This is a genomic window from Paenibacillus sp. FSL H7-0756 (assembly GCF_038006765.1).
GTDB lineage: Bacteria > Bacillota > Bacilli > Paenibacillales > Paenibacillaceae > Paenibacillus_AQ.
Window position 1 is genome coordinate 1574324 of the sequence record NZ_JBBOVT010000002.1, and the last position, 26115, is coordinate 1600438.

Consider the following 26115-nt stretch of genomic DNA (forward strand, 5'->3'; position numbering starts at 1 on the left):
GTGGTTTTTTCTGAATTAATTGGAGACGCATTTAATTTTCCATTTTAACCAATAAAAACAAATCTCCATCTTGATCTAAAATAAGTTCTCCCTTATCACTGTAATAAGTAATATTCCCATCACCATAATAAAAATCCTCATATTGTTCATCTTCATATAGGCTTATTTCTTTTAGAGTTTGAGGATTTAAATCTGTATCAATAGTACTTTCTTTTATCCAATCAATATCGGATAAGAAACTTTCATCCGAAATTTTACTCACTTTATAGAAAATAGGTTTTTCTTTAGTTTCATTACCAAATTTAATAGAATCAGAAGAAAATATAATTTCTGTTCCGATTAACTTTTTGATATCTGCTTCGTCATTCTTTGAACCACCAACTCCATATGCATAAAGACTGTCTATTTTCCACTTTCCTATCAAACTTTTTATTATTCGAGAATTTGAATTATCAGGAACTACAGAAGTATTAGTAGTAGCTTTAGCTGGAGTTACCGTCTGTGCAACATTTCCTTTTTCTGTTCCGCATGCTGTAATTAATAGCAAACACATAATCAAAATAACAATCTTTGATAAATTCCTCATTTTATCACCACTTAATTTAGTTTAAAACCCCTTGGGGAGCACTCTGTTGTAATATCTAGCATAATCACCATTCACAAAAATTTCCCATTCATCATATCTACGCATATATAATCCTGGCAGCTTCTTTCCACTGCCCTTTACCCATAAAAGCATTTCATTTTTAAATTCATTTTGAAATTTAGAAGATGAAAAAACCCCTTCTTTCAACATTTTTCCTGGATCACGATTTAAAAAATCACCTCCATTAAATTTCCAACTAACAAGAGCATCGAACTGTTGCTGTGTAAAAATGATATCATTACGGTCTGCCCAGTCATTTATATAATTCTCGGCTTTGTTCTGAATATCCGACTTCAATAAAGATTGTGCTTGCTCTTCGGTAATTCCTTTAAGTAATTTTTCCTCTCCAGGTTTAATTACATGCCCATAACCTATCGTCTTTATATTTCTCTCTTTTTCTTCCTTGGTTGCATAATACCATTGCCCAGAGAATGTTTCATATGTTTTAAGAAACTCAACTAGCTTTTCACTCGCATGCATGTCGGTGCTAACAACGTAACCCTGAACTACTGCTGGCTGGCTTGGGTCATCTTTAAATGTATAATGTCCAGTCGGGTCTGTATAAATCAACGGATTATTATGCACATACGTATACAAATTCTGACTCAGCGGATTTGTAATCTGCCCTTCATACGTATCCTCATTTAAAAACCGCCCCATGCTCGGGTCATAGTACCGTGCCCGCAGATAATACAGCCCAGTCTCCTGGTCATATACCTCACCCGTATATTTGAAGGGATTAGAGGTTTTCTCATCCTGGCTGGTGATATTTCCCCACTCGTCATAGGCGTAGTTGTTCACTACTGTTCCGTTAGTATCGACGATCTGCACCACGTCACCATGTCCATTGTACAGGTAGTAATAATCCTTAGCCGCTTTTTTATCCTTCTTCACCAACACCCGGTCTCCCCGGACAAAGTTTGCCTGTTCTACAAAGGTGCCATTGACGAGCTTTTCTTCCGAGATCACTTGACCCTGGAAGTCGTAGTTCACCTGAGTCTGGATATTGCCTTTGGTTTTCATGGAACGCATTCCATTGGCATAGTACTTGAAGCTAGTGTTGGCGCCGCCTTTGGTGACGCTTGTTAATGTATTCTGCAGATCATAGGTGTAGCTGGTATCTGCAGAATCCAAACTTACGGTACTTGTATCAGACAAGGTTAGGCGGTTGCCCCGCACATCGTACGTATACGTGGTTTGACCGCCATCCGGACGGGTGGTCGAAATCAACCGGTTCAGCGCATCGTAGCTGTAATGGGTTGTTTGAACTGCTCCTCCGTTACGCGATTCCCTAACAGCAACCCGGTTCCCGTTGTTGTCATAGCTGTAGCTGTAACTGGACAGGCTTCCGCTTCCCTTAGTATTCTCCATCGATTCCGTCCAGCCGAGTGCTTTATTATACGTATATGTCGTGATCAACTGGCTGCCATCCGTTAGTGTCGGATAGACAATCCGCTGAATCTGGTTATTCGTATAATAACTGTATTGGGCATTTACAGAAGGGTCACTATTTAGGGTCGAGCTTCCATTCGTTTGAACTTTGTCCAACCGTTCCTTAGAATACTGATAATTCGCAGAGAACCCCATATAGTTATCTGTAATCTGTTTCATTCGTCCTAAGACATCAAGTTGGTTACCGATCGATGCCGCATGTGCACCCGATTTCGAATATACACTGCTTACCTGACCCAGACTGTTCTGGGTTTGGGTATGTGAAGCGGTCTCTACCCCATTGGTAAAGGTGCGAACCGTTTGCTTATCCGGGCTGCCGTCGCCGCTAATCATTTTCGTTACCTGTGTTTGCGCTACATTATTCATATTTCCACGAATCGTGCTGCTTTTCAACTGGCCGCCTTCATCGTATACATAATCGAATGAGCTGCCATTACGGTCGGTTTTGGCGGCTAGTTGGCCCAGGCTATTATACGTGTAGCTCTCACTTTGCGAGGCGCCGTCCTGCTTGACGCTAGGCAGACCGAGTTCGTTATAGCTCTTTGTATTTAGAGTTTGTGGAGTACCGCCTTTGGCTTGAATCGTGACCTTGGTTACTTGGCCGTTCCCGTCATAGCTGTAGTTCGTTGTCTGATTCAAGGCATCCTTCAGGCTGGTTAACCGGCCTAAAGCATCATACGCGAAGGAGGTAGTCACCCCATCTTCATTCAGATTGTGGTTAGGGTCAGTATACCCTGTAACATTCCCCATAATATCGTACCGGTATGATTCGGCAATCCGCTGCTGATTGGTTGGCCAATCCTTGTAGGTTGCCGCTGACAGCTTATTTCCCCAAGGATCATAGCTCTGCTCTACGTAATTCAACACTTCTCCGTTAGTGTGATCCTTAATATAACTGGTGCTGGTACGCGTTTTGAAATTGTAGTCGCTGATCATCTGATCATTGTTGGCATTGGTGGCACGGTTCTGGCGGCCCCAGGCATCGTAGCTGGCGGTCAGAGTATTTCCGGCTGGATCGCGGGAATACACCGGACGCCCCTGGTCATCATAACGATAGTGTGTGAACACCCATGTTTTCGCATTGGGATCAAGGCGCTCTTCCATGAGTGCCGACCCTAGCCCGTTATAATATATAGCGGAATTGGTGCTCATCGACTGATTCGTCGAAACCTTCGTCACAGTATGGATACTATTTACCTTCAAGGTGTATACGCCTGCATTCACCGCATCGAAATTAGGAGAACTCTCACGATAATAATTATAGTCTACAACTTCCAGATACTGCTCTCCGTTGTCATTCGTCCGGGTTGGATAGGTTTCTTTCTTTATTCTTCCTAATTGATCATAGGTATAGGTAGTCTTGTTATTGTTGCCATCCTTCAATTCCACAATTCTTCCCGAACCTAGATCATATTTGTTATATTTGCTTACTACCTGCCGGGAACCATTGGACGTGAATACTCTATCTTCTTGGGCAGGTAATGAGTATTCGGTATCTTTCGTGAAATATTGATTTATTTCCGAGAATACTGCACCATCTTTAGCACTCGTTGCAGAGGATCTCGTAATTTGTTTTTTGTCCGGAAGATACTCGTAACTGAATGTAGTTATCTCATTTAAAGGATTCGTAATGGTCGCTATTCTTCCCTCTGGTGTATACGTATAGGTTTCTTGCAGTTGAGGGCCGTTCACGTCTTTGAACCAGGCTTTGGATGACAGTTGATGGTGATTAGGCTCATACGCATACGTTGTAGTGAATTTACTTTTTAAGCCGGGATCATTATTTTGGCTCTCGTCTAACAACCTGGTTTCAGAATTTACCGAACCCAGATCATCGTAGCCGGTCTCCTGGTAGAACTTCGCAGCAGAAGCATCTGTATCCCCCGCGTTGTAGAGCCATTGCTCTGTCTTCGTTGGTAAGTACTTAAAGGAATTATGGAATTGAGTGTTCTTAATGACTGTCCGTTCCTCATTGGCCGCTTTCGTTTCTGTAAAAATCAGTTGGCGTTTTTCGTTAAATCTGCGGGTTGTGGTTTGATTTGTATTAATTACTTTAGATATAGAATAATCCGACTCTTGCATATCAGAAGTCTCGTAGTAGATGGGAAAACCATCAGCAGTCCCTTCATATTCAAACGTTTGTTCATTCATTCTACCGCTGTCAGTGTTATTTTTTATTAATTGATCGTATCGGTTAGTGATTTGAAATTCATTGATAGACCCTTTCCGGCCCAGATTACGGGGAATCTGCCCATAAGTGTACTTCGTGCTTGAGTGGTTATATCTTGTTGTGTCCAGTAAAAACGATACTCCAACATAAGTAGCCCAGTACCACGTATCATAATACTTGTATTCCGGGTTAAACGTTGCTTCACTTACAGCATACTCAAAGCTAACTTTCTCCCCTTCCGGTTTCACTATGGATCGAAGGGCAATCATCGGACCTGGATCCCAATAGGTTATTTTGGAATGGTCTCCCGGTTGCAATGAATAGGATGAGAAATAGTATCCTTCTCTGGCCCGTTCATAGACCACTCTTTGGGATTCTTGCCCATTGGGTGCTTTAACAATAACGGTTAGATCCTCTTTCTGCCCTCTCCCATTCTCAGGTACCTGAACATTGGAGCGCGGGTCATATTGGAAGACTATTGTCCTTCCTACACTATCCTTTATTTCCGACAGTAGCGGCATAAATCCGTAAGGAACCTCTTGATAGTGAAACGTAATTTCATTGCCGAACCGGTCAACGATTCCCAGCAATAACTTCATATTCCCGCCAAAGTATTCGCGCCTTTTATCTGCATACTCTATATAATAATTCGACTTCTCTGTCCCATTTGTAAAAGATTGGTTGGGATCATACACGAATTTCTTGTCTTTACCTGGATATCCGATTAGTTGGGTGGTTTGGGAGAGCGGATCCGTATCTTTGCTGCCTATTTCATAGACTCCGCCTTCCCCATCGTGATAGTACATCGTCTTGTCGCTTAATGTAAGATCAAACTGAAGATTAGGCAACCGGAATGACCATCCCGTGCCTAAGTCATATTTTTTGCTCAGATAGTTATCAGATGTAACATTACTACCGTATGGCCTTCTGGCCAATGCCTGATTGGATTGATACATTACCCCCAAGCTGAAATCCAATCCATCGCGGCCGGGTAAAGTGAATTGGTTTTGTTTCCAGGTCAGGCTGCCTGTAATCGGATCTATCGTTTCCGAAGAATCTGCCCGATCCGAATATTGCGGTTTATAGGTCTGATTGATTTGCTTGATTACATCTTTATCTATGACACCGTTTACCCGATAGTCAAAAGCGGTAAGTAAGGGATTATTCCCAGTCTCAGTATACACGTCCTTCATAACACTGCTTCTATAAGGAGAATAGGCGCTTTCCAATACGGGACTACGTAAACTATTTGCCTCCCAAGCTGAGGTTTCGAGATATGTATCTTTGGTAACTGTCGTATTTGAAGAGGGAATATAAGCTTCTCTTAGTTGATCCCATGTCGTATAAAGCTTATTGCTTTTGAACTCCTCATAGAGCTTAACGGGGTCCACTCCGCTCTCCATACTCAAGTAAGCCGCTTCATAAATATCTTCAATCGTGGCGCCTTTGCTAATTAATTCTGCGATTTGTTCGTTTGTCATAGAGGGTTCAGGTTGAAGGCTGTTTATGGCCATCCTGCTGGAATCATTCGATGCCTTGCGGTTCGCATACTTGGCCTTGATCTCATTAATTTTCACTTGAATACCATTTACAGGCTCTCCTACAATGACGGGGCCATCAGGAACAACACTGTATTTCAAATAAGATTCAGAAGAATCGTTAGACATAGAACTTTTTTGTGACAATGTATCTTCTGTAGAGTTCTGTGGAGTAGGCATAGGCTGTGGTTCCACCCTCGCAGAAGGCTCAGGGCTAGGCACAGCAGAAGGTACAGAGGTGTCAGCAGTTTCCGTTGGTATAGGTGACTGCTTCGCAGCTTCAGCATATGTTGATCCTTGTAACGGAGGAAACGAGCTCCATACTAAGGAAATAGATAAAATAATGATCAACCAGCGATTGAGTAAGGATTTAGTTCTCATGGATGAGTTCTCCTGTCGCAATATATTTGATTAAACTATTGCAAAGTATAATTTATAGATGGTGTCCATTTGGTAGCATCATACCCATAATTACCATTTTGGTTGACGATAAAATAGATGGAGTCTCCCTTTGTCACATTAACATTAATGTCTGTTGTCACTCCTATGGCATCATCACCTTTTATACTTTGCCAGCCATTTGAAGGCCACACTTGTGTATTGTTCTTCATTATCTTTACACGAACTCCATCCCCTTGCAGGTTAACCGGGTGTTTGGCTACCCTTCCTGCGATACGTATAGAACCGGTTTGGGGCACAATCCATTTAAGCACAGCATCATTACCTTCTGGATGCATCCAATCCTTGCTGACGATGTTCCAGTTTTGTTCCCCTCTCCATCTTAATTCAGCCGGGTCCCATGTCATGTCCTTATACTGGGTTCCATCCCATTGTTGGTAGTACCAGTTGTTCTTTCCCTGCTCAGGGCCAAATGCGGATGCCATCTTCTCAATATAGGCAATCGACGGATTCCATTTAGTCCCATCATAGAGCTGATCACCATTCTGGTTGACGACAAAATAGAGGGAGTCCCCCTTTGTCACATTAATATTCAGGTTCGCCGTCACTCCGATAGCATCATCGCCTTTTATACTTTGCCAACCTGCTGAGGGCCAGATTTGTGTACTGTTTTTCAAGATTTTCACGCGAACCCCATCCCCTTGCAGATTAACCGGATGTTTGGCTACCCTCCCTGAGATACGAATGGAACCGGTTTGGGGGGCAACCCATTTAAGCACAGCGTCATTGCCATCCGGATGCATCCACTCCTTACTGACAATATTCCAGATTTGCTCCCCTCTCCATCTTGATTCAACCGAATCCCATGTCATGTCTTTATACTGGATTCCGTTCCATAATTGGTAGTACCAGTTGTTCCTTCCCTGCTCAGAGCCAAATGCTGTTGAAGCTTTTTCAATATATGTAATTGACGGTGACCATTGAGTGGCATCATATCCTATGGTTCCATTTTGATTAACAATGAAATAGATAGAGTCCCCATTGGTCACATTAATGTTTACGTCCGTTGTCACTCCGATCGCATCATCACCTTGTATACTCTGCCAACCTGTTGAGGGCCAAACTTGTGTGGTGTTCTTCATAATCTTTACGCGAACTCCATCCCCTTGCAGATTAACCGGATGTTTGGCTACTCTTCCTGCGATACGTATGGTACACGTTTGAGGCGCAACCCATTTAAGCACGGCGTCATTGCCATCCGGATGCATCCATTCCTTGCTGACGATGTTCCAGTTTTGTTCCCCTCTCCATCTTGATTCAACCGGGTCCCATGTCATGTCCTTATACTGGGTTCCGTCCCATAGCTGGTAATACCAGTTGCTCTCTCCTTGTTTGGAACCGAAGGCTGTCTGCAATTCAAAATACGGTTCTCCAGAATTCTTAGATACTAGATTCCCATTGTTATCGTAGAAGTAGCGTTCCGTCTCTCCGGTCAATTCACTTTTTTGTGCCAATCTACCATTAGCATCATAATAGTAGAAGGTAGCGGCAGACGCAGAATTCAAAATAGTGAAAGAAAGCATTAAGAGAACAACTGTAAAAACAAATGTATTTGCAGATAAAGATTTTCGCATTAGACTCCTCGATTCTTAGGTTAAATTAGATACTCTTGTACTTGTATGATTAGGATTTATTGATCCCGAACTCACTAAGTTGAAAATAAAAACCTCCGTTATCATCGGTACCCAGTTTGGTCGCATATACACGTACATACCGTGCCAAGATGGGAGCATTGAAGGTGAACGTTTTAATACTCCCATTGTTAACATAGCCGGTGTAAGACTGTCCCTTTACGTCTGTCCAAACTTTACCGTCTATGCTGCTCTGTATTTTAAAATCAACCGGAAAACCCAATGTTGCTCTTGGAATCAGTTGAATGCCAGCAATTTTTTGGAGCATACCGGAATCTACAGCTACCCACTCTGTACTTGTTGACGGATAGCGCGCAATACTTGACCACATGGTTGAAGTGTTTTGGTCTACCAGCCTTGATGCGGACCAGCCATTCAGTGCAGAAGAGACAGATACGGTTGACAATTTGACCTTAATCTCAGCAAGCTGGAAATAGTATCCTCCATTGTCATCCGTACCAAGCTTGGTGGCATATACCCTTATAAAGCGGTCAATAACAGGAGCATCAAAGTTGAACGTTTGAACAGATCCATTGTTGACATATCCTGTGTAGGACTGCCCCGGGATATCTGTCCAAGTCTTAGCATCGCTACTGCTCTGTATTTTAAAGTCAACCGGAAAGCCCAATGTTCCCCTTGGATATAGATGAATTCCTCCTATCATCTGAATACTCCCAGAATCTACAATGATCCACTCTGTACTCTCAGCTGGATAACGCGCTACACTTGACCAGGTTGTTGTAGCATTCTGATCCACGAGTCTGGACGCAGGCCAGCCGTTTATTTCAGAAGACACTGCTACAGTTGACAGATTGACCTTAATCTCAGCAAGCTGAAAATAGTATCCTCCATTGTCATCCGTTCCAAGCTTGGTAGCATAAACCCTTACATAGCGGTCAATGACAGGAGCATCAAAGTTGAATGTTTGTACAGATCCATTGTTGATATATCCTCTGTAGGCCTGTCCCGGGATATCTGTCCAAGACTTAGCATCACTACTGCTCTGTATTCTAAAATCTACCGGAAATCCCAATGTTCCTCTTGGATATAGCTCAACTCCTCCTATCATCTGTATGCTCCCAGAATCTAAGACGATCCATTCTGTACTCTCAGCCGGATATCGCGCTATGCTTGACCAGGTTGTTGTAGCATTCTGATCTACCAGTCTGGACGCAGGCCACCCCCCAGTTGTGGATGAAGTCGCAACCGTAGAAGGCTTAATCTTAATTTCAGCAAGCTGGAAATAAAATTGTCCGTTATCGTCCTTTCCCAACTTCGTGGCATATACTCTTATGTATCTTGCAATTACCGGTGCTTCAAACTGAAAAGAATGAGTCGAACCGTCATTGACAAAATTGCTGTAGGTCTGACCAGGGAGATCGGTCCAAGCCACTGCGTCGTCACTAGACTGTATTTTGAAGTTTACCGGAAAAGATAGCTTCCCCCTTGGAGTTAATTCGACTCCGCCTACAATACCACTTTTGCCTAGGTCAGCAGCTACCCATTCCATATCGCCTTCGTTACCTCTATTTACACTTGACCATACTGTTGCCGAATTGTTGTCCCTAAGTTTGTAAGGCTCCCAGCCCTCTATACTAGAAGAAGTAAAAACAGTGTATCCTGTAGAAGCAATCTTTCGTTTGAGATTCCCATTACGGTCATACACATAATAGAAACTATTGTTGTTTGAATCTATTGTGTAATCTAGTCTGCTCCCCCCAGAATCATAATGATAGATTGTCGTGTTAAGATTATTAGATGATTCAGCATTCACAGAGATGGAGGTTAAAATAAGAATTAAAAACATCAAACCCATTATTTTATAGCCTTTCATTTCAATCTCTATCCTCTCTTAAATTAGGTTTTTTGAACCATCGAGATAAAAGATATAAATCATTTCTTCTCCACTTTCAGTAAATTACCGTTCTTATCATATGTATATTGGATTGTTGATCCGTCTGGCAGGATAGTACGCAGAAGCTGGCCTGCTGCATTATACACATGCTGGAGTTGATTAAAATCCGTACTGACTGCAACGCGTACAAAACCTGCTTCCCGGCCGCTTCCCTTAATAATCAAGTCCCCTCTTCCGTCGCCACTCACATCGCTGAACCATAAATCATCACTATCAATCATTCTACTGCCAGAGTTCCAGGTCCAGTAAGGATAGCCGCTTCCAGTACTCAAGGATGCATACAACCAGCCATCGTTATATCCCACATTTTTACCAACCGATATCATATCGGCCTTACCATCGCCATTAATATCTGTGAACCACATGGTTCCGCTGTCGTCGATCATTCGTTTGCCGCTGTTCCATGTCCAGTAGGCATAGCCTGCTCCATTACTCAATGAGACGAACACATATCCAGCATTGGCTGTGCCAGGCTGACCTTTGGAGATCATATCGGCTTTGCCGTCTCCATTGACATCAGCAAACCACTGAACATCGTTGTCATTAACCATTCGTACCCCCGATGTCCAGGTCCATGGATTATAACCGCTCCCGGTGCTTAAAGAGACATACATCTGACCAGCATTGATTGCGCCCGGATGCCCTTTTGCGATCAAATCTGCTTTACCATCGCCATTCACATCTGCAAACCAAGCTGTATCTAGGGGATTGAGCATTTTGATTGAGGACGTCCAGGTCCAAGGCTGATAACCCGAACCCGTGCTTAATGACACGTATATGTATCCCTCATTCCAGGCACCTGCCTGTCCGACTGAGATTAGATCTGCCCTGCCATCTCCGTTGACATCCTCAATCCATAATGGACTATGATCATCAAGCATCCGAATGCCAGAGTTCCAGGTCCAAGGCTGGTAGCCGTTCCCAGTACTCAAAGAAACGTACACAACCCCCGCATTCCACGCCCCTGGTTCCCCTTTAGTGATAAGATCTGCCTTACCATCCCCGTTCACATCAGCGAACCACATCGAGCTATGGTCATCGATCATACGGGTGCCGGAATTCCACGTCCATGGCTGAAATCCAGTTCCGGTGCTTAAAGCAACATAGACAACTCCAGCATTCCACGCCCCTGCCTCACCTTTGGAGATCAGATCCTTCTTGCCATCCCCGTTCACATCCTCGAACCACATTTGACTATTGTCATCGATCATACGGCTAGCTGTGGTCCAGCTCCATGGGAGGTACCCAGTATGCTTATTTAGATTGGGGGCTCCAGCTGCGGAAGTATTTGTACTAATAATAAATGAACAAAGTATAGTAATGACCAGAAATAGAGTTTTGCATTTTTTGAAGTTCATGTTAGTTTTAAGTCCTTTCTTTAATTGATTGACTTCCTCACTCATCATAATTTACCGCCCCGCACATTTAAACGGTTGTAATTTGTCGAAATAAAACTTATATTGTCGATTGCGTACTGTTTTAGTCACATTATCAGAATGGAGACTTCTATAATTTACAGAGATTGCCGAAAAGGCTATAATCCTCTAAGAATTTATTTAGGGGGATTAAGAGAAATGGGTGTAATCGTAAATAAATATTGTTCAAAATTTATTATGTTTGTGTTGGGAATGCTTCTTTTTTTGATATGGGACAACGACGTGTCTTTAGCAGTTCAGTATAATTACAAAGGTTCCACGGGACAGTTAAGTAGTGTAGCTTATGATGATGGAACGATTATTACTTATAAATATGACTTGAACGGGAATCTGACGTCTAAAAGCAGCCTTAAAACGCCGATAGTTTTAGCACCGCCAGAAGCAACTTTACTAGACACTTCCTATGAGGTTTACGCTTATGGGGTTAGAAAAGATGCGCGTAACGTTGCTTTCCCCACCTGGACTGCCTTCAATGGTCAGGACGATTTAACTCTACCCTTGGTAGCCGGTGAAAAAGTCTCGGATGGTATCTGGAGGGCTGTCATTCCTTTTAGCAAACATAATCAGGAGTCTGGATTGTACTACAATGATGTCTGGGTTGATGGTGTATATTTTGGAGGAACCACTACAGTTGTTAAAAGAAATAAGGTTACTCTTCCAGAGAAGGTAAATTTTAAGGATGGAGCCTATGATATTATCGTTGAAGGAGTAAGTGAAGCGATAACTAATATGACCTTCTACACTTGGACTGAAGCCAATGGTCAGGATGATTTGAAGCAAAATAAAGGGCAGAAAGTATCGCCAGGTATGTGGAAAATCACGGTCCCATTAAGTGATCATTTTTTCGAGACAGGTATATATACTACCCATATCTATACAGCTGACTTATACGGAAATAGCACTGGAATCGGTGTTCAGACTCAAGTCCATTCCTCTATAATTGCTCACTCTGAGGTATATCTATTGGATAGTTCGTATGAAGTCTACGCCTATGGAGTCAAAAAGGACGCCAAAAATGTTTCCTTCCCCACTTGGACGGCTTTCAATGGTAATGACGATCTAGCCTCTCCTTGGGTAGCCGGTGAGAAAGTCTCCGATGGCATTTGGAAAGCTGTCGTTCCTTTGAACAAGCATAATAATGAGTCCGGGTTGTACTATAACGATGTCTGGGTTGATGGTGTGTATTTTGGAGGGATTACCACCATTGTTAAAACCAATACGATTATCATTCCAGATACAGTTAGCTCAAGGGCTGGTTCATACGAAATAACAATAAAAACGTACGTGAAGATATTTCTAAACTTACCTTCTATACTTGGACCGAGTTACATGGTCAAGATGATATAAAACAAAGCGGAGGACAAAAAGTATCACCAGGAACATGGAAGATTACCATTCCTCTCAGTGAACACAATTACGAGACCGGAACTTATATAACTCACATCTATACCACTGACCCATTCGGAAATAGCTCTGGAATAGGTGTTAAAACCATTGTAATCAAATGATATTCTCATCTGAGCAGCCATTGGATAAACAGCACTTAATACCAACCACAAACAACCCCGCAGCAGATTTCACATCTGCTGCGGGGTTCTTCCATACAAGTCAACCCGCCACTTACGTCCAGCCTACTCCGTGCGGCCCCGAAGCAAAGCGATCGCTGCCAGCAGGAAGGAGACCAGCGAGATGCCGAGGGTAATGTAAACCATCGGCGAGGTGCCGGTGCTGGTGCCTTCCTTCTCCACAATGGCCTGATGCTCGTCCATGGTCATCGTGCCGTTGCCGGACATGTCTGCGGCACCGTGGCCGTGGCCGCCATCGGCGCTGCCGGAGGCTTCAGCGATGGCGGTGATGGAATGCGGGGATTCCGAGCCGGGTTCGCCGGACCATTGCACGAGGCTGCCATCGGCATAGTGCTGATAGGCATCCCAGGCGATATCGCCTGCGGAATCCGGGTTCTTGGCTGTGAAGTAGAATCGCTGGAACTGTCCGGCCTGAATGCCGCCATCCTTGGCAATCCAGCTTACTTTATTCCCGTCCACTGTTACCTCCCAGCCGGGAGTGGCTTCATATTGCTTGAATTCCGCGCCTGCCGGAATCCGCAGATCCACCTGCACGGTGGCGCTTTCTTTTTCAGACGGTACTTTCAGGGTATACGTCTCCCAGGCCCCCGTGCTGGACTGGGCTGGACTAACGGTTACGTGGGCACTCGCCACGGCTGCGAACAACAGTAGTGCGGCGGCTGCCGGTGCGGCCAATGCTGCTATTTTGCGAAACATTCTATTCAATGAAATCTCCCCTATTCTCTAATAATGGATATTGGGCCTGTCTACGCTATCTTAAGCTCTATCTCTTCCCCGGAAAATCCCGCTCCCGCGAAGCCAGCCCCTGCTCCAGGGCGTACCTTGTGAGCTGCGTGCGGTTCTGGAGCTGAAGCTTCTGCAGAATGTTCTTCAGGTGATTCTTGACCGTATGCTCGGAGATCCCGAGGGTGGCGGCAATCTCCTTATTGGTGGACCCGGAGGATACACAGCCCAGTATCTCCTTCTCCCGCGCGGTTAATGCCTCCCGCTCCTCCTTGACGGAGGTAACCGCGAACTCCTTCAGAATCTGGAACGCCAGCTCCCGGCTCAGCGGAACCTCTTCGCTTACAATCGCCAGCAGATATTCGATCCAGGTAGACGGAGCCAGGTTCTTCAGGAGATACCCCTGCGCTCCCTGCTTCAGCGCTTCGAACAGATAAGAGATCTCATCCGACACGGTGACGATCACAATCCGGACATACGGATATTCCAGCTTAATGCGCCGCGTGGTCTCCAGACCGTCCATTCCCGGCATTTCGATATCGATCAGGATCAGGTCGGGCATCCATTGCCCGGTCCAGACGATCGCCTCCGCTCCGCTGGCCACCGCACCAATCACTTCAAACCGTTCATCCAGCCCCACAATCTCGGTCATCGCTTCGCGTGCATGCGCATGGTCATCGACGATCAGCACCCGGCAGCGTTCCATCCTGCGCACCCCCTTTTACAATTTCTACAGTGGTTCCGTCCGCTCCTGAGTGAAGCCTAAGCGCCCAGCCCATACTGCGGGACCGTTCCCTCATAATCTGCAGGCCATAGCTGCCGCTCACCGCAAAAGGATCATCATGCTCAATCCCCGCACCGTCATCTGCAACGGTTACACGCCAGCCGTGCTCATTCCCTTGACCTGATACGGACACCCTGCCCGCACGTGTGTGCTTACGCACATTAATAATCGCTTCACGAATGCAGGACAACAGCTCTGCCTGTTCCGCCGCTGTCAGCGCCCGCTCTTCCAGATGCCAGTCCAGCGATACCTCGATCATGACTTCTCCGGCTATTGCCGCCAACTGCTCATGAATAGAACGCTCCAGCGAGAAGCTCTCCGCGCCGCTCACCGGCACCTTCAGATTGGCTATAGCCTGACGTACATAACGGTTAACCTCGTGAACGGTCTTCTTGATCTGATCCACACTGTCCGCGCTGATCCCGCCATCCTTGCGGCAGTGCTCCAGCCGGTCGATCCGTACAGAGAGCAGGAACAGGGACTGGGCCATGCCGTCATGCAGCTCTTTTGCCAGTGCCTCCCGTGCTTCCATCGCTCCGGTTGCCGCCCGCTCCTGCTCCAGCTCCCGCTGATTGCGCTCCATGAGGCGAAAGAGCGGCAGCAGCAGAATAATACTGAAGAGAAATACCAATACAGGTGTTAAGAAGTTGCCTGTGTCCATAGAGATGTAAGGCATCAGGAACTGATGTCTCACCCACTCCCAGATACCCACCATGACCGTTGGAATCAGCAGAATAAGCACTTTAATTCGGGTATACGTCACAGTTCCCTCCCTAATTTCTGTTCGTTATTTTACCATTTCCGGGTGATCTCCGGCATGACTCTTTCGGGCTATGCCCGTCCGCATATGTTACAGAATTAAGTATTTAAAAGTTAAATCATTCTCTTCATAGCTCCCATCGTCCTATCATAACAGTTAGCGAAACAATATCCGATAGGTTACACTAGGAATAACATTTAATCAAGAATACATTCATACTGACACTACAGGAGAGATATTGAAATGAAACGGATTACGATTCTAATCGCCGACGATGATCCCGACATTGCCGATCTGATCGGACTGCATTTGGAAAAAGAAGGCTACCACCCCATAAAGGTTACAAACGGCCCGGCAGCGGTGCAGGTCATCCAGTCCAGGCATATCGACCTGGCGATTCTGGATATTATGATGCCCGGGCTGGACGGGTATGAGGTGACCCGGCAGATCCGGGAGCAGCATGGGCTGCCGATTATTTTTGTGAGCGCGAAGACTTCGGATCTGGATAAAATCACCGGACTTGTCATCGGCGCCGACGATTATATGACCAAGCCCTTCAATCCCATGGAGCTAGTAGCCAGAGTGAATGCGCAGCTCAGACGTTCCATGAAGCTGAACCAGCCGGTTACCGAGCAGAAGGCCGTGGTGGAAGCCGGGGGACTGATTGTTGATCCGGACCGCCGTTCCGTGACCTTGTACGGACATCCCGTGGAGCTGACACCGAAGGAATTCGACATCCTGTATTTGCTCGCCAGCTACCCGAAGAAAGTATTCAGCGCTGAGCAGCTTTTTCAGCAAATCTGGGGTGAGGCTTATTATGAAGGCGGGAACACCGTGATGGTCCATATCCGCACCCTGCGCAAAAAGCTCGGCGATGACCAGAATAAAAATACATGGATCAAAACGATCTGGGGAGTAGGGTACACGTTCAATGGCTAAACTTGTCCGCAGCTTCCGCTTCAAAATGATATCGCTGCTGGTACTCAGCATGATTTGCTCCGGTGCTATTACCTTTGTACTCTACAAAAGCCTGCAAATGTATTATACCTCTCAGGTGAAGTATGAAGACAAGCTGACCCGCTTCCGTTATCTGATTGCCGATTTCGGCGACCTGAATTTCTTCCTGATCTTCTTCATCCCGCTGGCACTGCTGTTCTTCTTCCTGTTCACCAAGCCGTATGCCCGCTATTTCAAAGAAATCTCGCATCATATCCGCCTGCTGGCTAACGGGGATTTCAAAAGCCGGATTCAAATCCATTCTAACGATGAATTCGAGGATATTGCCGCTGATCTGAATCAGGCCAAGGATAAGCTGGAGGAAGCGGTGGAACGCGGGGACTTCGCGGAGAATAGCAAGGACAAGCTGGTGCTGAATCTGGCTCATGATCTGCGGACTCCGCTGACCTCTGTGCTCGGCTACCTGGATCTGGTGCTGAAGGACGGGGAGTTAACCGCTGAACAAGTGAAACATTACACCACGATTGCCTACACCAAATCACAGCGGCTGGAAAAGCTGATCGACGAGCTGTTCGAGATTACCCGGATGAACTACGGCATGCTTACCGTGGAGCAGCGCCCCCTGGATCTGAGCGAGCTGCTGGTCCAGCTGAACGAGGAGTTGTATCCTCTGCTGGAGAACAACGGGCTGACTGCCCGCACCCAGGTCACTCCGCAGCTCAAAATTACCGGAGACGGGGAACTGCTGGCCCGGGTGTTCGAGAACCTGCTGACCAATGCAGTACGTTACGGCAAAGACGGCCGTTATGTCGATGTCCGCTGCTACCCGGAGGGTGAGACGATCGTTGTCCAGGTCATGAACTACGGAGATAGGATTCCGGCGGAGGACCTGCCTTTTCTGTTCGATATGTTCTATACAGGTGACCGGGCACGGACCCATCAGGAAGGCAGTACGGGACTGGGGTTGTTCATTGCCAAAAATATCGTCGAGCAGCATCAGGGGACGATCTCCGTACAGAGTGACACGATCCGCACGGTCTTCGAGGTCCGTCTGCCGGGTCTGATCCACTAGTCTGGTCCTGCTATAGCAGTGTTGCCGTCCTTTTAGAATTTAGAAGGGCGGTTTTTTTGCGTTGACACTTCAGGTGGAAACGGCTTTAGTTTTATCTTTTAAGAAAAACTTTATCTTTCCCCCACTTCTATTTAAACACACTCCTCTATGCTTAAGTCATTGAAACAAGGAGGACGAGAACATGAAGAAATGGTTATTGTTAATTGTGATTGCCTTGCTGATCGGGTATGAGTGGATGTCCCGGGATAAAGAGGATGCCAAGGCAGACCTGAATATTAAGACGGTACGAGTCTCTGCAGATAATGGTTCGAAGACTCTGACAGTGATCCCGAAGGGCCAAATTTATCAGGGGAACCTGCTGCTGGTCAACAAGGATTACCCCGTTCACGATACAGGAGTCAGCCAGGACATCGTCCGTCTGCTCGATCATGAGGAGCTGACTTCCGGCTACCTGCTGCTGGATCACAAAACGCTGCTCTCCAGGCAAGTCGCGGAGAAATTCACAGAGATGGTACATGCTGCAGCCGGGGAGGACATCAACAGCTTCCTGATCAGCAGCGGATATAGGGACAATGACAAGCAGCAGCAGCTATACGATGAAAAAGGGGCCGACTACGCTCTTCCACCCGGATACAGCGAGCATAACCTGGGCTTGTCGCTAGACATCGGCTCCTCCCAAATGGCCATGAGCCATGCCCCTGAAGGGCAGTGGCTGCGTGAGCATGCATGGGATTACGGCTTCATTCTGCGCTATCCTGAGGATAAAACAGACATCACCGGCATCAAGTATGAGCCATGGCATTTCCGTTATGTAGGACTTCCGCACAGTGTGATTATGCGCGACAAGAACTTCACGCTGGAAGAATATCTTGAATTCCTAAAGGAGCAGAAGTCGATTGCCACTACCGTTAACGGGGTTGAATATCAGATTTCCTATATCGAAGTTAACGGGAACACTCCTGTTCCCACCCCTGACGCCCAGCACGTTGAGTTCTCCGGCGACAATATGAATGGTGTGATTATGACGGTCTATCCTTAATGACTAACCCATATAACAGTACAATCTACAGAAAGCGGTGATGTAAAATGAATCAGGCACACAAGCAGACAAAGTACGGTTTGCAGGTACTGTTTACCGTCTACGTGTATATTTTGTTTAAAATCATTTTGTTCAAATTCGGGTCGATGGATCTCCCGTTTCTATGGCAGCAGCTTCAGCACAGCCCGGGCCATATTGCGGCCAGTCTGCAACGCGGAAATCTGATCCCGCTGGCCACCTTGACTAACACCTATCACCATATCAGCACTAGCACCGTCGTTAATTTCTTGGGAAATATCGCCTTGTTTATCCCTTATGGCATCTTCCTGGTGCTGCTCAACCCGAATGGAAAAGGCAGCGGCTCCTTCACCGGTGTCCTGCTGTGGTCCTTCGCGTTAAGCGCGGTGCTGGAATGCTCGCAGGCCGTCTTCTATATTGGAACGTTTGATGTGGATGATCTGCTGTTGAACACCTTCGGCGGGATACTGGGATACATGCTGATGAGGCCAATCATGATGATCTATATGTCAGGCAGACAAGGCTCCTCCGTCACCCAGAAGTAACGGGGAGCCCTGCTGTCCGTTCGCCCTGCTCACAAGGGAGAGATATAGCGGCCATATTCGATGGCTAGCTCTGTGAAGCCATTGCCTTCCTGCTTCAGGAAAAAGCTGTTCACACCCTCCGCTCCCCACCAGTTCAGCCCAAGCAGTAGTCCCTCTGCCGATTGTGCCGCGAACAGCAGGGAGAACATCTGCGGGTTCACCTCACCGCCGTCATCGACACGCCAGACTGAATATTCATTATCCGTAATCTCCGCAGGATAGTCCTTGAAGCTTAGCTTCCCGCCTTCCTCCAGCACAAGGCTAAACAACATATCCTTACCTTGTCTTACGAATTGCACCAGATAGAGCTGTCTGTCCGGGCCAAGCCCGGCCAGCTTCCAGGCTGCCTGGATCTTCCGCCCTTTGGCAGTTTCTACACTCTTACGAAGCGGATCACCAGCTGCAAGCTGCGGGCCTGCCGGGTCAGCGGGCTGAAGCTCCAGCAAGGCTGCCTGCGGAAAGACCGCAGAATCAACCAGAACATAGGTCTCATCCCGCATCGCTGCGTCACCCTCTACCTTGAACAGATAGCCGGACAGGTTCGGAATATTATTCGCCAGCTCCCGTCCGTTGTTGTTCTCGTTACCCGTCTGCCACTTCTCCAGCTTCACAGCCAGCACCTGGCCCCCGTTCCCGATGGCAGTGTTCAGGGACTTCATCTGCTCCCCGGCGCCCTCCTCTTCCCTTGTGACCATGATATGACTTCCGGTCTCACTCGCGAATCCAAAGACAGGTTGCAGCTTGGCAGGGTCGAGCAAGGCAGCCGGGGCTGGAGAGGCCGCAGCTGACGCTGATGCTGTCGGAACCGCACTTGGCGGGCTATCCGTCTGCTGAGCAGCTGGCGATGGACTGCCGGTAGACGGCCCGGCCGATGCTGCTGCACTGCTGGCAGCGTCATTGCTATTCGTCCGGGCACACCCGCTCAGGCTAAAGACTAGGGCTGCTGCAAAAATAAGACTTCCGGCCGCTCTTACCCCGTGCCGGAAACTGTGCTTCGCTTGATTCATATCGGCCCTCCAGTATCATTTAGTCGAAAATCCCCATGCTGAGGTAACGTTCCCCGGTATCAGGAGCGATACATAACACCCGCTTGCCCCGTCCCAGGCGCCGGGCCTCCTGCAACGCAGTCCAGACTGCGGCTCCGCCGGAAGGTCCGAGCAGAACCCCCTCGGTACGGGCCAGTTCTCTTACCATCTCCAAGGCATCCTCATCGGATACCTGCACGATCTCATCGTAAATGCCGGTATTCAGAATCGCCGGCACGAAGCCGGGGCTGGTCCCCACCAGCTTATGCGGCCCGGGCTGGCCGCCGGACAGCACCGGCGAACCCTGCGGCTCCACGACAACCACCCGCAGCTCCGGCAGTCGCGCACGCAACGCCTCTCCGGTTCCGGTGATGGTGCCGCCTGTCCCGGAAGTGGCAACGAAGACATCCAGCCGCCCCTCCATCTGCTCCAGAATCTCCGGCGCGGTGGTGGTGCGGTGAATGTCCGGGTTCGCCTGATTCTCGAATTGCTGCGGGATGAAGCTGCCGGGGATCTCCCGTCCCAGCTCCACCGCCTTGGCAATCGCGCCGGGCATCCGCTCCGCCGCCGGAGTCAGCACCACCTCCGCCCCGTAGGCCTTCAGGATATTGATCCGTTCCTTCGTCATATTATCCGGCATGATCAGGATGGCCTTATACCCTTTCGCTGCCGCGTTCATCGCCAGTCCAATCCCGGTATTTCCGCTAGTCGGCTCGATAATTGTCCCGCCCGGCTGCAGCCGTCCGTCCAGCTCCGCCTGCCGGATCAGATTATAGGCCGCCCGGTCCTTGACGCTGCCGCTGGGATTGAACATCTCCAGCTTCACATACAGCTCCGCGTCCTCCGGTCCGGTGACCCGGTTCAAGCGTACAACCGGCGTGCCGCCAATCAGCTCTGTAATATTACTTACTACCCGATTCGTCATGGGTGTGCCTCCTTTGTTTCGGTCCTTATCCTATGCACGATATAACACCCATTGTATAGTTACGGGATAGCATTTGTCGATTTTAAGATGTCAAAAAAAATACAGCCCTTAGTGGACTGTTTTGAAAAACTAATGGATCGGCAAAAGCTTTATTTGCGGAGCATTCTCTTTTTTATAAACCGGCAGGAGTTGAACGAGCCCCTTTTCCTCATCACTAATCGGAACAGTAATTTCATTCTGATATGAAAACTTAGTATACTGCTGAGTCAACTTGTTTGAAGTCGGAACTTGGTGATCAGAAACTGTTTCTGAACGAATCATATCCGCTTTACCAAAGATAAAAATCGCCGACATTAGTATGGTGCTTAATCCTATATACTTGCTAAGTAATTTCAATATCTTCACCTCCAGCAACGTTCAAATGAACCTTCAACTATATTTTACATTAAAAGAAGGGTGGATACTACTTCAAATGACCAACAAACAACCAGCTTCTCGCTGGTTGTTTGTTGGTCTACTCTACGTCCAGATCATCCAGCATTGAATACATGTTGAGCAATAAGCTGAAGAGCGAGTGCAAAACCATTCTCATCTTCAGGATGTCCAATTAATTCTATACCTACATGCCTTTGATCCGGGTGAAGTTGTCTGGAGGACTGGTCTACCTTAAAGAAGAATCCGGGTGATGATGATTTTATTGTCCCATACTGTCCGAGGGACTGATATACGAATGAACCTGCTGCTCCGCTTCCACTGAATACAGTAGCATCCTGGTACATTGAAGTATTATATTGTATGGGTGTGGTCTGCCGAATATGCTCGGTTACGGACAGTGGAGTGATAACACTAGTATTTTCATCATCGAGATAAATGGAGGAAGAATCTATTATATCTTGTTGGGCCTGCCCATCTGGAAAGGCCGCTTTATACTGCGTTGTTAATAGCAGTTCAACTTCCTCCATGCTTTTTCCTTCAATACTATTAAGTACTTTTTCCTGATTTTCTTCTGGAATATAGTAAGTTGAACCCAACTCAGCATTTACTTTGTCCATAACTCCCTGCAATAAAAGAAGCTGCTGATTAGATCCTCCACTTTCATCAGCATATACCGGAAGAGCAAACGAGAAAATTAATATACATACAAATAAAAGTTTTGATAATTTCTTCATAATATTCGGCTAACCTCCATTAAATGATATTTTGGCAGGCTGTACAAAACTACCTTCCAACTAAAAATGTTAGTCATCCACCTCCCTCTCACTAGCAACTATTTACATTATAACCCATGTAAATAATGGTTACCATAAGAAAAAAGACCACGATTTTCAATAAACGTCTTATTTGTACTAACTCGTTCCTTTACTTTTTAAGTCCAAAAAATCCCTCAGCACCAAAAGCCGCCTCCCGCAAAACGGGAGACGGCATTCTAGTGCTTCTGCTCATTAATTCCTGCGTTAGTAGCAAGATTCAGTCAGACCTCTACACCTTCATCTACGGATTCACCGTTATCGTGAACGTGGAGGTTGTGTTTTTGATCGGCGTTACCGTGTTCAGAATCTTCAGGTTGTTGAAGACCACGCTGCCCACTGCCGGTCCCTGGCCGGGCTCCGGCAATTCATTGGCCCAGATGCCGACACCGGATTTGGCGTCGAAGGCGTCACCACTCTTGAGGGCACCGGAAATCGTAATGTTCGAGAAGATAGTATCGGCTACGGGGAACTGCGGCGTAGAGCCGGAATAGTTCGTCTGGAACATAATTCCGTGATAGGTCGGGTCGATGATGTCCACATCGCTGACCCGGATGCCCTGGAACACCTTGGAAGCGGAGAACACCCAGATGGCCGGGAAGGTCTGTGCGCCCCAGAAATGTCCGCCTGAGCGGACGACGGAGATATTCTGGAAGTTCGTCGTCGGTGATGCCCCGAAACCGTTCATCGGATAACCGAAGTCCAGCGAGCTGATCGTAATCCCGGAGTAGCAGAGAGTATCAGCAATATAGATGTTGCGGAAGGTATTCGCATACCCGCCGTAGACGGCAAGACCGGCTGCCCGCCAGGTCAGGATGGACGTCAGATTCTCATAGACATTGTCCTTCATGTCGGAGCCGCCGGAATCGATCGCCGAGAACAAGGCGAAGCTGTCGTCTCCGGTTGCCCGGGCCTCGATGTTAGACACGAGATTGTTCGTGCTGCCGTTGGTCATATTGATGCCGTCGGCAAAGGTATTGCGGATGCGCGAGTTTTTAATGACCATATAATCAGTATTCGCGCCCCAGTACATACATACCTGATGCTCCGTCCAGATGTTGTCGATCGTTATGTTCGCCACATTGGAGAAGTCGAACACCTTGCCGGGGCCGTCAATCCGTGAAGTATAGTTGCCGAAGTAAGCAAACCCCGAGAAGGTTGAGCCGTTCGCTGAATCCGTCGCCCGGAAGCCGATGTCTGTATTCGACTGGTTGAGCGGAGCGTAGAACCGGGTATACCACGGTCCGGCTCCGATGATCTTCACTGCCTTGCCGTAGACCTGGAATTTATTCGAGGTCTCATAGTTTCCGGCAGGAAGATAGACACCCGCAAGATTACCCGTTGTATCCATACGGACCTTATCCAGCGCATTCTGCACATCCTGATGCGTGAATCCAAGCGGAACGGTATACTTGGACGGGTCAGGATTGGCTATTGGCGATACCTGCTCCAGGCTCACGAAGTCTATCGCATATTGCGAAGTATTGGCTGCATCCTTCTGCAGCCGGATCGTGCTGCCTGCCGGAATCGTGCTGTCGAACATGATATTCGCTTCGTCATAGATGTGGCGCGGGGATCCGGCACTCGGCGAATTGCCGGGACTGGCCTCCGAGCCATACAGCCAGGCGTATTTGGAGGTCAAGGTAATGGCCTTGTTGAACACTCCATTGACGTAGATATTGAGTGTAGCTGTCGTGCCGTCACCACCCGGAGCATCGGGAATAGAGAACCGGGTAACCAGGGTATTCGTGCTGGCTTTGGTCGTGAATTCAACATAGCTGCCTGTGGTATTCAGCGTAACGGCCCGTCTGCCTGAAGCTTCACCGGCCAGATCGCCGATATTCCGGTTCGGTGCCAGCTTGACAGCTCCGCCGCCGATCACTCCATCTTCTGCCTCATACATGTCGTAAGGCATATTGGCCCCGCGTCCGATGTAGAGCGACTGGTTCTGGATGTTGTTGGCCCGCTTTACCGCCAGTTCGTTGCCATCCACGGCAATTTCTGTTTTGACATTATATTTTCCGTTCACCGCCGTCCAGGTCCCAAGAGCCACAGGGGCCGTAGTACTTCCGGCAGCAATGACACCGTTATAGGAGCCAGTCAACGTTCTGAGGACTGCGCCTGTCGTAGCATCGGTCAAGGTCAGCGTAATGTTGTGCGCACCGCTGGCTGAGGCCGCCGTTCCCTGATTCTTAATGGCTACCGAGAAGCTGACCGTGTTGCCTGCTGCCGGGTTGCCGGGAGACCAGCTGACCGGAGAAGCAATCAGATCCGAGCTGGATACTGGGTTCACAGTAAGGCCCGCAGGATGGGCATAGCTGTTATTGCCCTCATTCAGCTCAATGACATTGTTGTTCTCGTCAACCTTGGCGCTTACCGTATAGGTTCCGGCATCCTTGGCTCCGAGGCTGAAGGATACATTCGCGGAAGCTCCTGCGGCGAGCGCACCCACCGGTGCTGTCCCGGCAAGGGTGGTGCCGACATAGAAGCTGACTGTGGTTGCGGCCGAAGCCGCTGAGCCGATATTCTTGACGCTGGCACTCAGCGTGAGGGCATCGGTCTCCACCGGAGCGGACGGACTCCATGACATTCCGGTTACCGTCAGGTCAGGATTCGCCGCCGGTGTGCCGATGACTTGTAGCTCGGCTACCTGTCCGGCGCCTGAACCGGAATTCGCCGTAATTCTCAGCTGCAGCTCACTGACTGTAGCGGTCACCGGAATGGTCACTGAATTGCCGCTGGCCGGATTAAACGTATACTCCGCCGCAGATACCAGACTGGTGAACGTTCCTGTGGACTGGTTATGTCCCAGCACCTGGATCGTCTGGGTACGGGTTGACCAGGCGGCTGCCGGATTGAGCTTCACGACCACCGAGGTGACATTGGCATTCGCGCCGAGGCTGATGGTCAGCGTATTCGGGTAGCTGCCGCCCGCACCTTCCCAGTAGGTAGTGACATCTCCATCATTGGCATTGGAGGGGACGAAGGTGAAGACGGAAGAAGAAGCATGGATAGCCTTGCCGACCGCCAGATTCGAGCCGGGACCCGTGCTCGGGGTGGCCGTTGGCGTGATCGTCGGAGCCGGAGTCGCCGTTGGGGCTACAGTAGGTGTAGCTGTCGGTGCAACGGTCGGCGCGATCGTTGGAGCTACGGTTGGCGTAGCCGTTGGGGCTGCGGTCGGCACAGCCGTCGGAGCTGGCGTTGCCGTTGCCGTCGGCGTCGAGGAAGCGCTCAGCACAAGCTGATCCAGATTCACATTGCCGGAGTCAGACGCATCATATTTGTAAGCAATGGTGTTGGTTCCGGCGTTCAAGGCAAGAATCTCTGCCTGTGTCGACCAGGTATCCCAGTTCGAGAGATTGGCAAGCGAGGTCTGCTTGACCTTCGTGCCGTTCACGTAGATACTCAGCGTCTTCGTACTGCCGGAGGCATTGGCATACCTCAGGGCTGCGCTGTAATTCCCTGCCGCCGGAGCCGTTACCGTGAAGGTTGTGACTGCTCCCTGCGTCAGGTAGCCATCTACGAAGGCAGCACCGGTATAGCCGCTGTGATCGGTATTCGTCTTGGCCCCGCCGGATAAGGCAGCGGCCTCCGCTTCATAGGTTCCGGGTGGCGAGGCCGTGGTGCCGTACACCTCAATCTCCGACAGCTGTGCTGCGGGCCAGCCGGTGTTGCCCGTGAAGTTGATTTTGACATACCGGGCGGTTGCAGCTGTGAAGTTGATGGTGACGGAGTTCGCACTGCCCGGATTGAAGGCATACCCCGCAGACGCCGCCAGATTGCTGTAAGACGCATCATCCGTACTGCCTTGCACAGACAGCGTCTGTGTTCTGGCTTCCCAGCCCGCAGGCAGCTTCAGTACAACCTGATTCACACTGCTGCTGGCACCCAGATCCACCTTGATCCATTGCGGAAAAGCATTGCTGGCACTCTCCCAGTACGTACCCTGGTTACCGTCATTAGCATTCGCTGCTACATACACATCACCGACTGAGCTTGCGCTGATCGTCTTGCCCTGAGCCAGATTGCCTGCCGCCGCCCCCACTGCCGGAAATAACGCGAGCTGTCCCACACATAACACAAGCATCAGACCGTACATCAGGAATGTCCTTGCTACCGAAGACCTAGTTCTGCTGATCATTTGACAA

At 48.3% G+C, this 26115-nt stretch carries 19 protein-coding genes; 6 read left to right on the forward strand and 13 right to left on the reverse strand.

Annotated features, from left to right (window positions below; all coding sequences use genetic code 11):
• Positions 1-31 precede the first annotated feature (31 nt).
• Genes NST04_RS23565 through NST04_RS23585 form a run of 5 tightly spaced genes read right to left on the reverse strand, consistent with a single transcriptional unit; the run spans position 32 to position 11217 of the window.
• On the reverse strand, positions 32-586 hold the full coding sequence (locus NST04_RS23565) for a hypothetical protein (protein WP_341186386.1): 555 nt from the start codon (positions 584-586) through the stop codon (positions 32-34).
• 21 nt (positions 587-607) lie between these two features.
• Positions 608-6187, reverse strand: coding sequence for an RHS repeat-associated core domain-containing protein (locus tag NST04_RS23570; RefSeq protein WP_341186387.1), 5580 nt, complete (start codon positions 6185-6187; stop codon positions 608-610).
• Between the two features lie 35 nt (positions 6188-6222).
• Entirely contained in the window at positions 6223-7839 is a 1617-nt protein-coding gene (locus tag NST04_RS23575; protein ID WP_341186388.1) for an RHS repeat domain-containing protein, read from the reverse strand.
• Between the two features lie 49 nt (positions 7840-7888).
• Entirely contained in the window at positions 7889-9730 is a 1842-nt protein-coding gene (locus NST04_RS23580) for a discoidin domain-containing protein (protein WP_341186389.1), read from the reverse strand.
• Positions 9731-9789: 59 nt separating this feature from the next.
• Complete coding sequence (locus tag NST04_RS23585) at positions 9790-11217, reverse strand: FG-GAP-like repeat-containing protein (protein WP_341186390.1); 1428 nt, start codon at positions 11215-11217, stop codon at positions 9790-9792.
• Between the two features lie 168 nt (positions 11218-11385).
• Between NST04_RS23585 and NST04_RS23590 the strand changes: the two genes are divergently transcribed.
• On the forward strand, positions 11386-12594 hold the full coding sequence (locus tag NST04_RS23590) for a GBS Bsp-like repeat-containing protein (RefSeq protein WP_341186391.1): 1209 nt from the start codon (positions 11386-11388) through the stop codon (positions 12592-12594).
• Positions 12540-12755, forward strand: coding sequence for a GBS Bsp-like repeat-containing protein (locus NST04_RS34060; RefSeq protein ID WP_445667952.1), 216 nt, complete (start codon positions 12540-12542; stop codon positions 12753-12755). Before NST04_RS23590 ends, NST04_RS34060 begins: the two co-directional genes overlap by 55 nt.
• A 123-nt stretch (positions 12756-12878) precedes the next feature.
• Here the strand turns inward: NST04_RS34060 and NST04_RS23595 are convergent, their stop codons facing one another.
• From NST04_RS23595 to NST04_RS23605, 3 genes are all read right to left on the reverse strand, one after another.
• Positions 12879-13529 (reverse strand): DUF1775 domain-containing protein, encoded by a 651-nt coding sequence (locus tag NST04_RS23595; RefSeq protein WP_341186829.1) that lies wholly within the window; start codon positions 13527-13529, stop codon positions 12879-12881.
• A 67-nt stretch (positions 13530-13596) separates the two neighbouring features.
• Positions 13597-14262, reverse strand: a complete 666-nt coding sequence (locus NST04_RS23600; RefSeq protein ID WP_209877779.1) for a response regulator — start codon at positions 14260-14262, stop codon at positions 13597-13599.
• Positions 14231-15103, reverse strand: a complete 873-nt coding sequence (locus NST04_RS23605; protein WP_341186392.1) for a sensor histidine kinase — start codon at positions 15101-15103, stop codon at positions 14231-14233. The genes NST04_RS23600 and NST04_RS23605 overlap by 32 nt, the downstream gene beginning before the upstream one ends.
• A gap of 240 nt (positions 15104-15343) precedes the next feature.
• Between NST04_RS23605 and NST04_RS23610 the strand changes: the two genes are divergently transcribed.
• The 4 genes from NST04_RS23610 to NST04_RS23625 all read left to right on the forward strand — a co-directional run bounded on the left by NST04_RS23610 (position 15344) and on the right by NST04_RS23625 (position 18731).
• A complete protein-coding gene (locus NST04_RS23610; protein ID WP_339255891.1) occupies positions 15344-16039 on the forward strand; it encodes a response regulator transcription factor in 696 nt (231 codons plus the stop codon).
• Positions 16032-17129 carry a sensor histidine kinase gene (locus NST04_RS23615; RefSeq protein WP_339313878.1) on the forward strand — a complete coding sequence of 366 codons (1098 nt, stop codon included), beginning with the start codon at positions 16032-16034 and terminating at the stop codon, positions 17127-17129. Before NST04_RS23610 ends, NST04_RS23615 begins: the two co-directional genes overlap by 8 nt.
• Positions 17130-17310: 181 nt before the next feature.
• On the forward strand, positions 17311-18168 hold the full coding sequence (locus NST04_RS23620) for a M15 family metallopeptidase (RefSeq protein WP_341186393.1): 858 nt from the start codon (positions 17311-17313) through the stop codon (positions 18166-18168).
• 47 nt (positions 18169-18215) lie between these two features.
• The gene (locus NST04_RS23625) at positions 18216-18731 is read left to right on the forward strand and encodes a VanZ family protein (protein ID WP_036729627.1); all 516 of its coding nucleotides are present in this window, start codon (positions 18216-18218) and stop codon (positions 18729-18731) included.
• Between the two features lie 29 nt (positions 18732-18760).
• Here the strand turns inward: NST04_RS23625 and NST04_RS23630 are convergent, their stop codons facing one another.
• From NST04_RS23630 to NST04_RS23650, 5 genes are all read right to left on the reverse strand, one after another.
• Complete coding sequence (locus NST04_RS23630; RefSeq protein ID WP_341186394.1) at positions 18761-19777, reverse strand: hypothetical protein; 1017 nt, start codon at positions 19775-19777, stop codon at positions 18761-18763.
• Positions 19778-19796: 19 nt separating this feature from the next.
• Positions 19797-20720, reverse strand: a complete 924-nt coding sequence (cysK, locus tag NST04_RS23635) for a cysteine synthase A (protein ID WP_341186395.1) — start codon at positions 20718-20720, stop codon at positions 19797-19799.
• Positions 20721-20849: 129 nt separating this feature from the next.
• A complete protein-coding gene (locus tag NST04_RS23640) occupies positions 20850-21116 on the reverse strand; it encodes a hypothetical protein (RefSeq protein ID WP_341186396.1) in 267 nt (88 codons plus the stop codon).
• A 134-nt stretch (positions 21117-21250) separates the two neighbouring features.
• Complete coding sequence (locus NST04_RS23645) at positions 21251-21889, reverse strand: hypothetical protein (RefSeq protein WP_341186397.1); 639 nt, start codon at positions 21887-21889, stop codon at positions 21251-21253.
• 322 nt (positions 21890-22211) lie between these two features.
• A complete protein-coding gene (locus NST04_RS23650; protein WP_341186398.1) occupies positions 22212-26108 on the reverse strand; it encodes a galactose-binding domain-containing protein in 3897 nt (1298 codons plus the stop codon).
• Between the last annotated feature and the right edge of the window lie 7 nt (positions 26109-26115).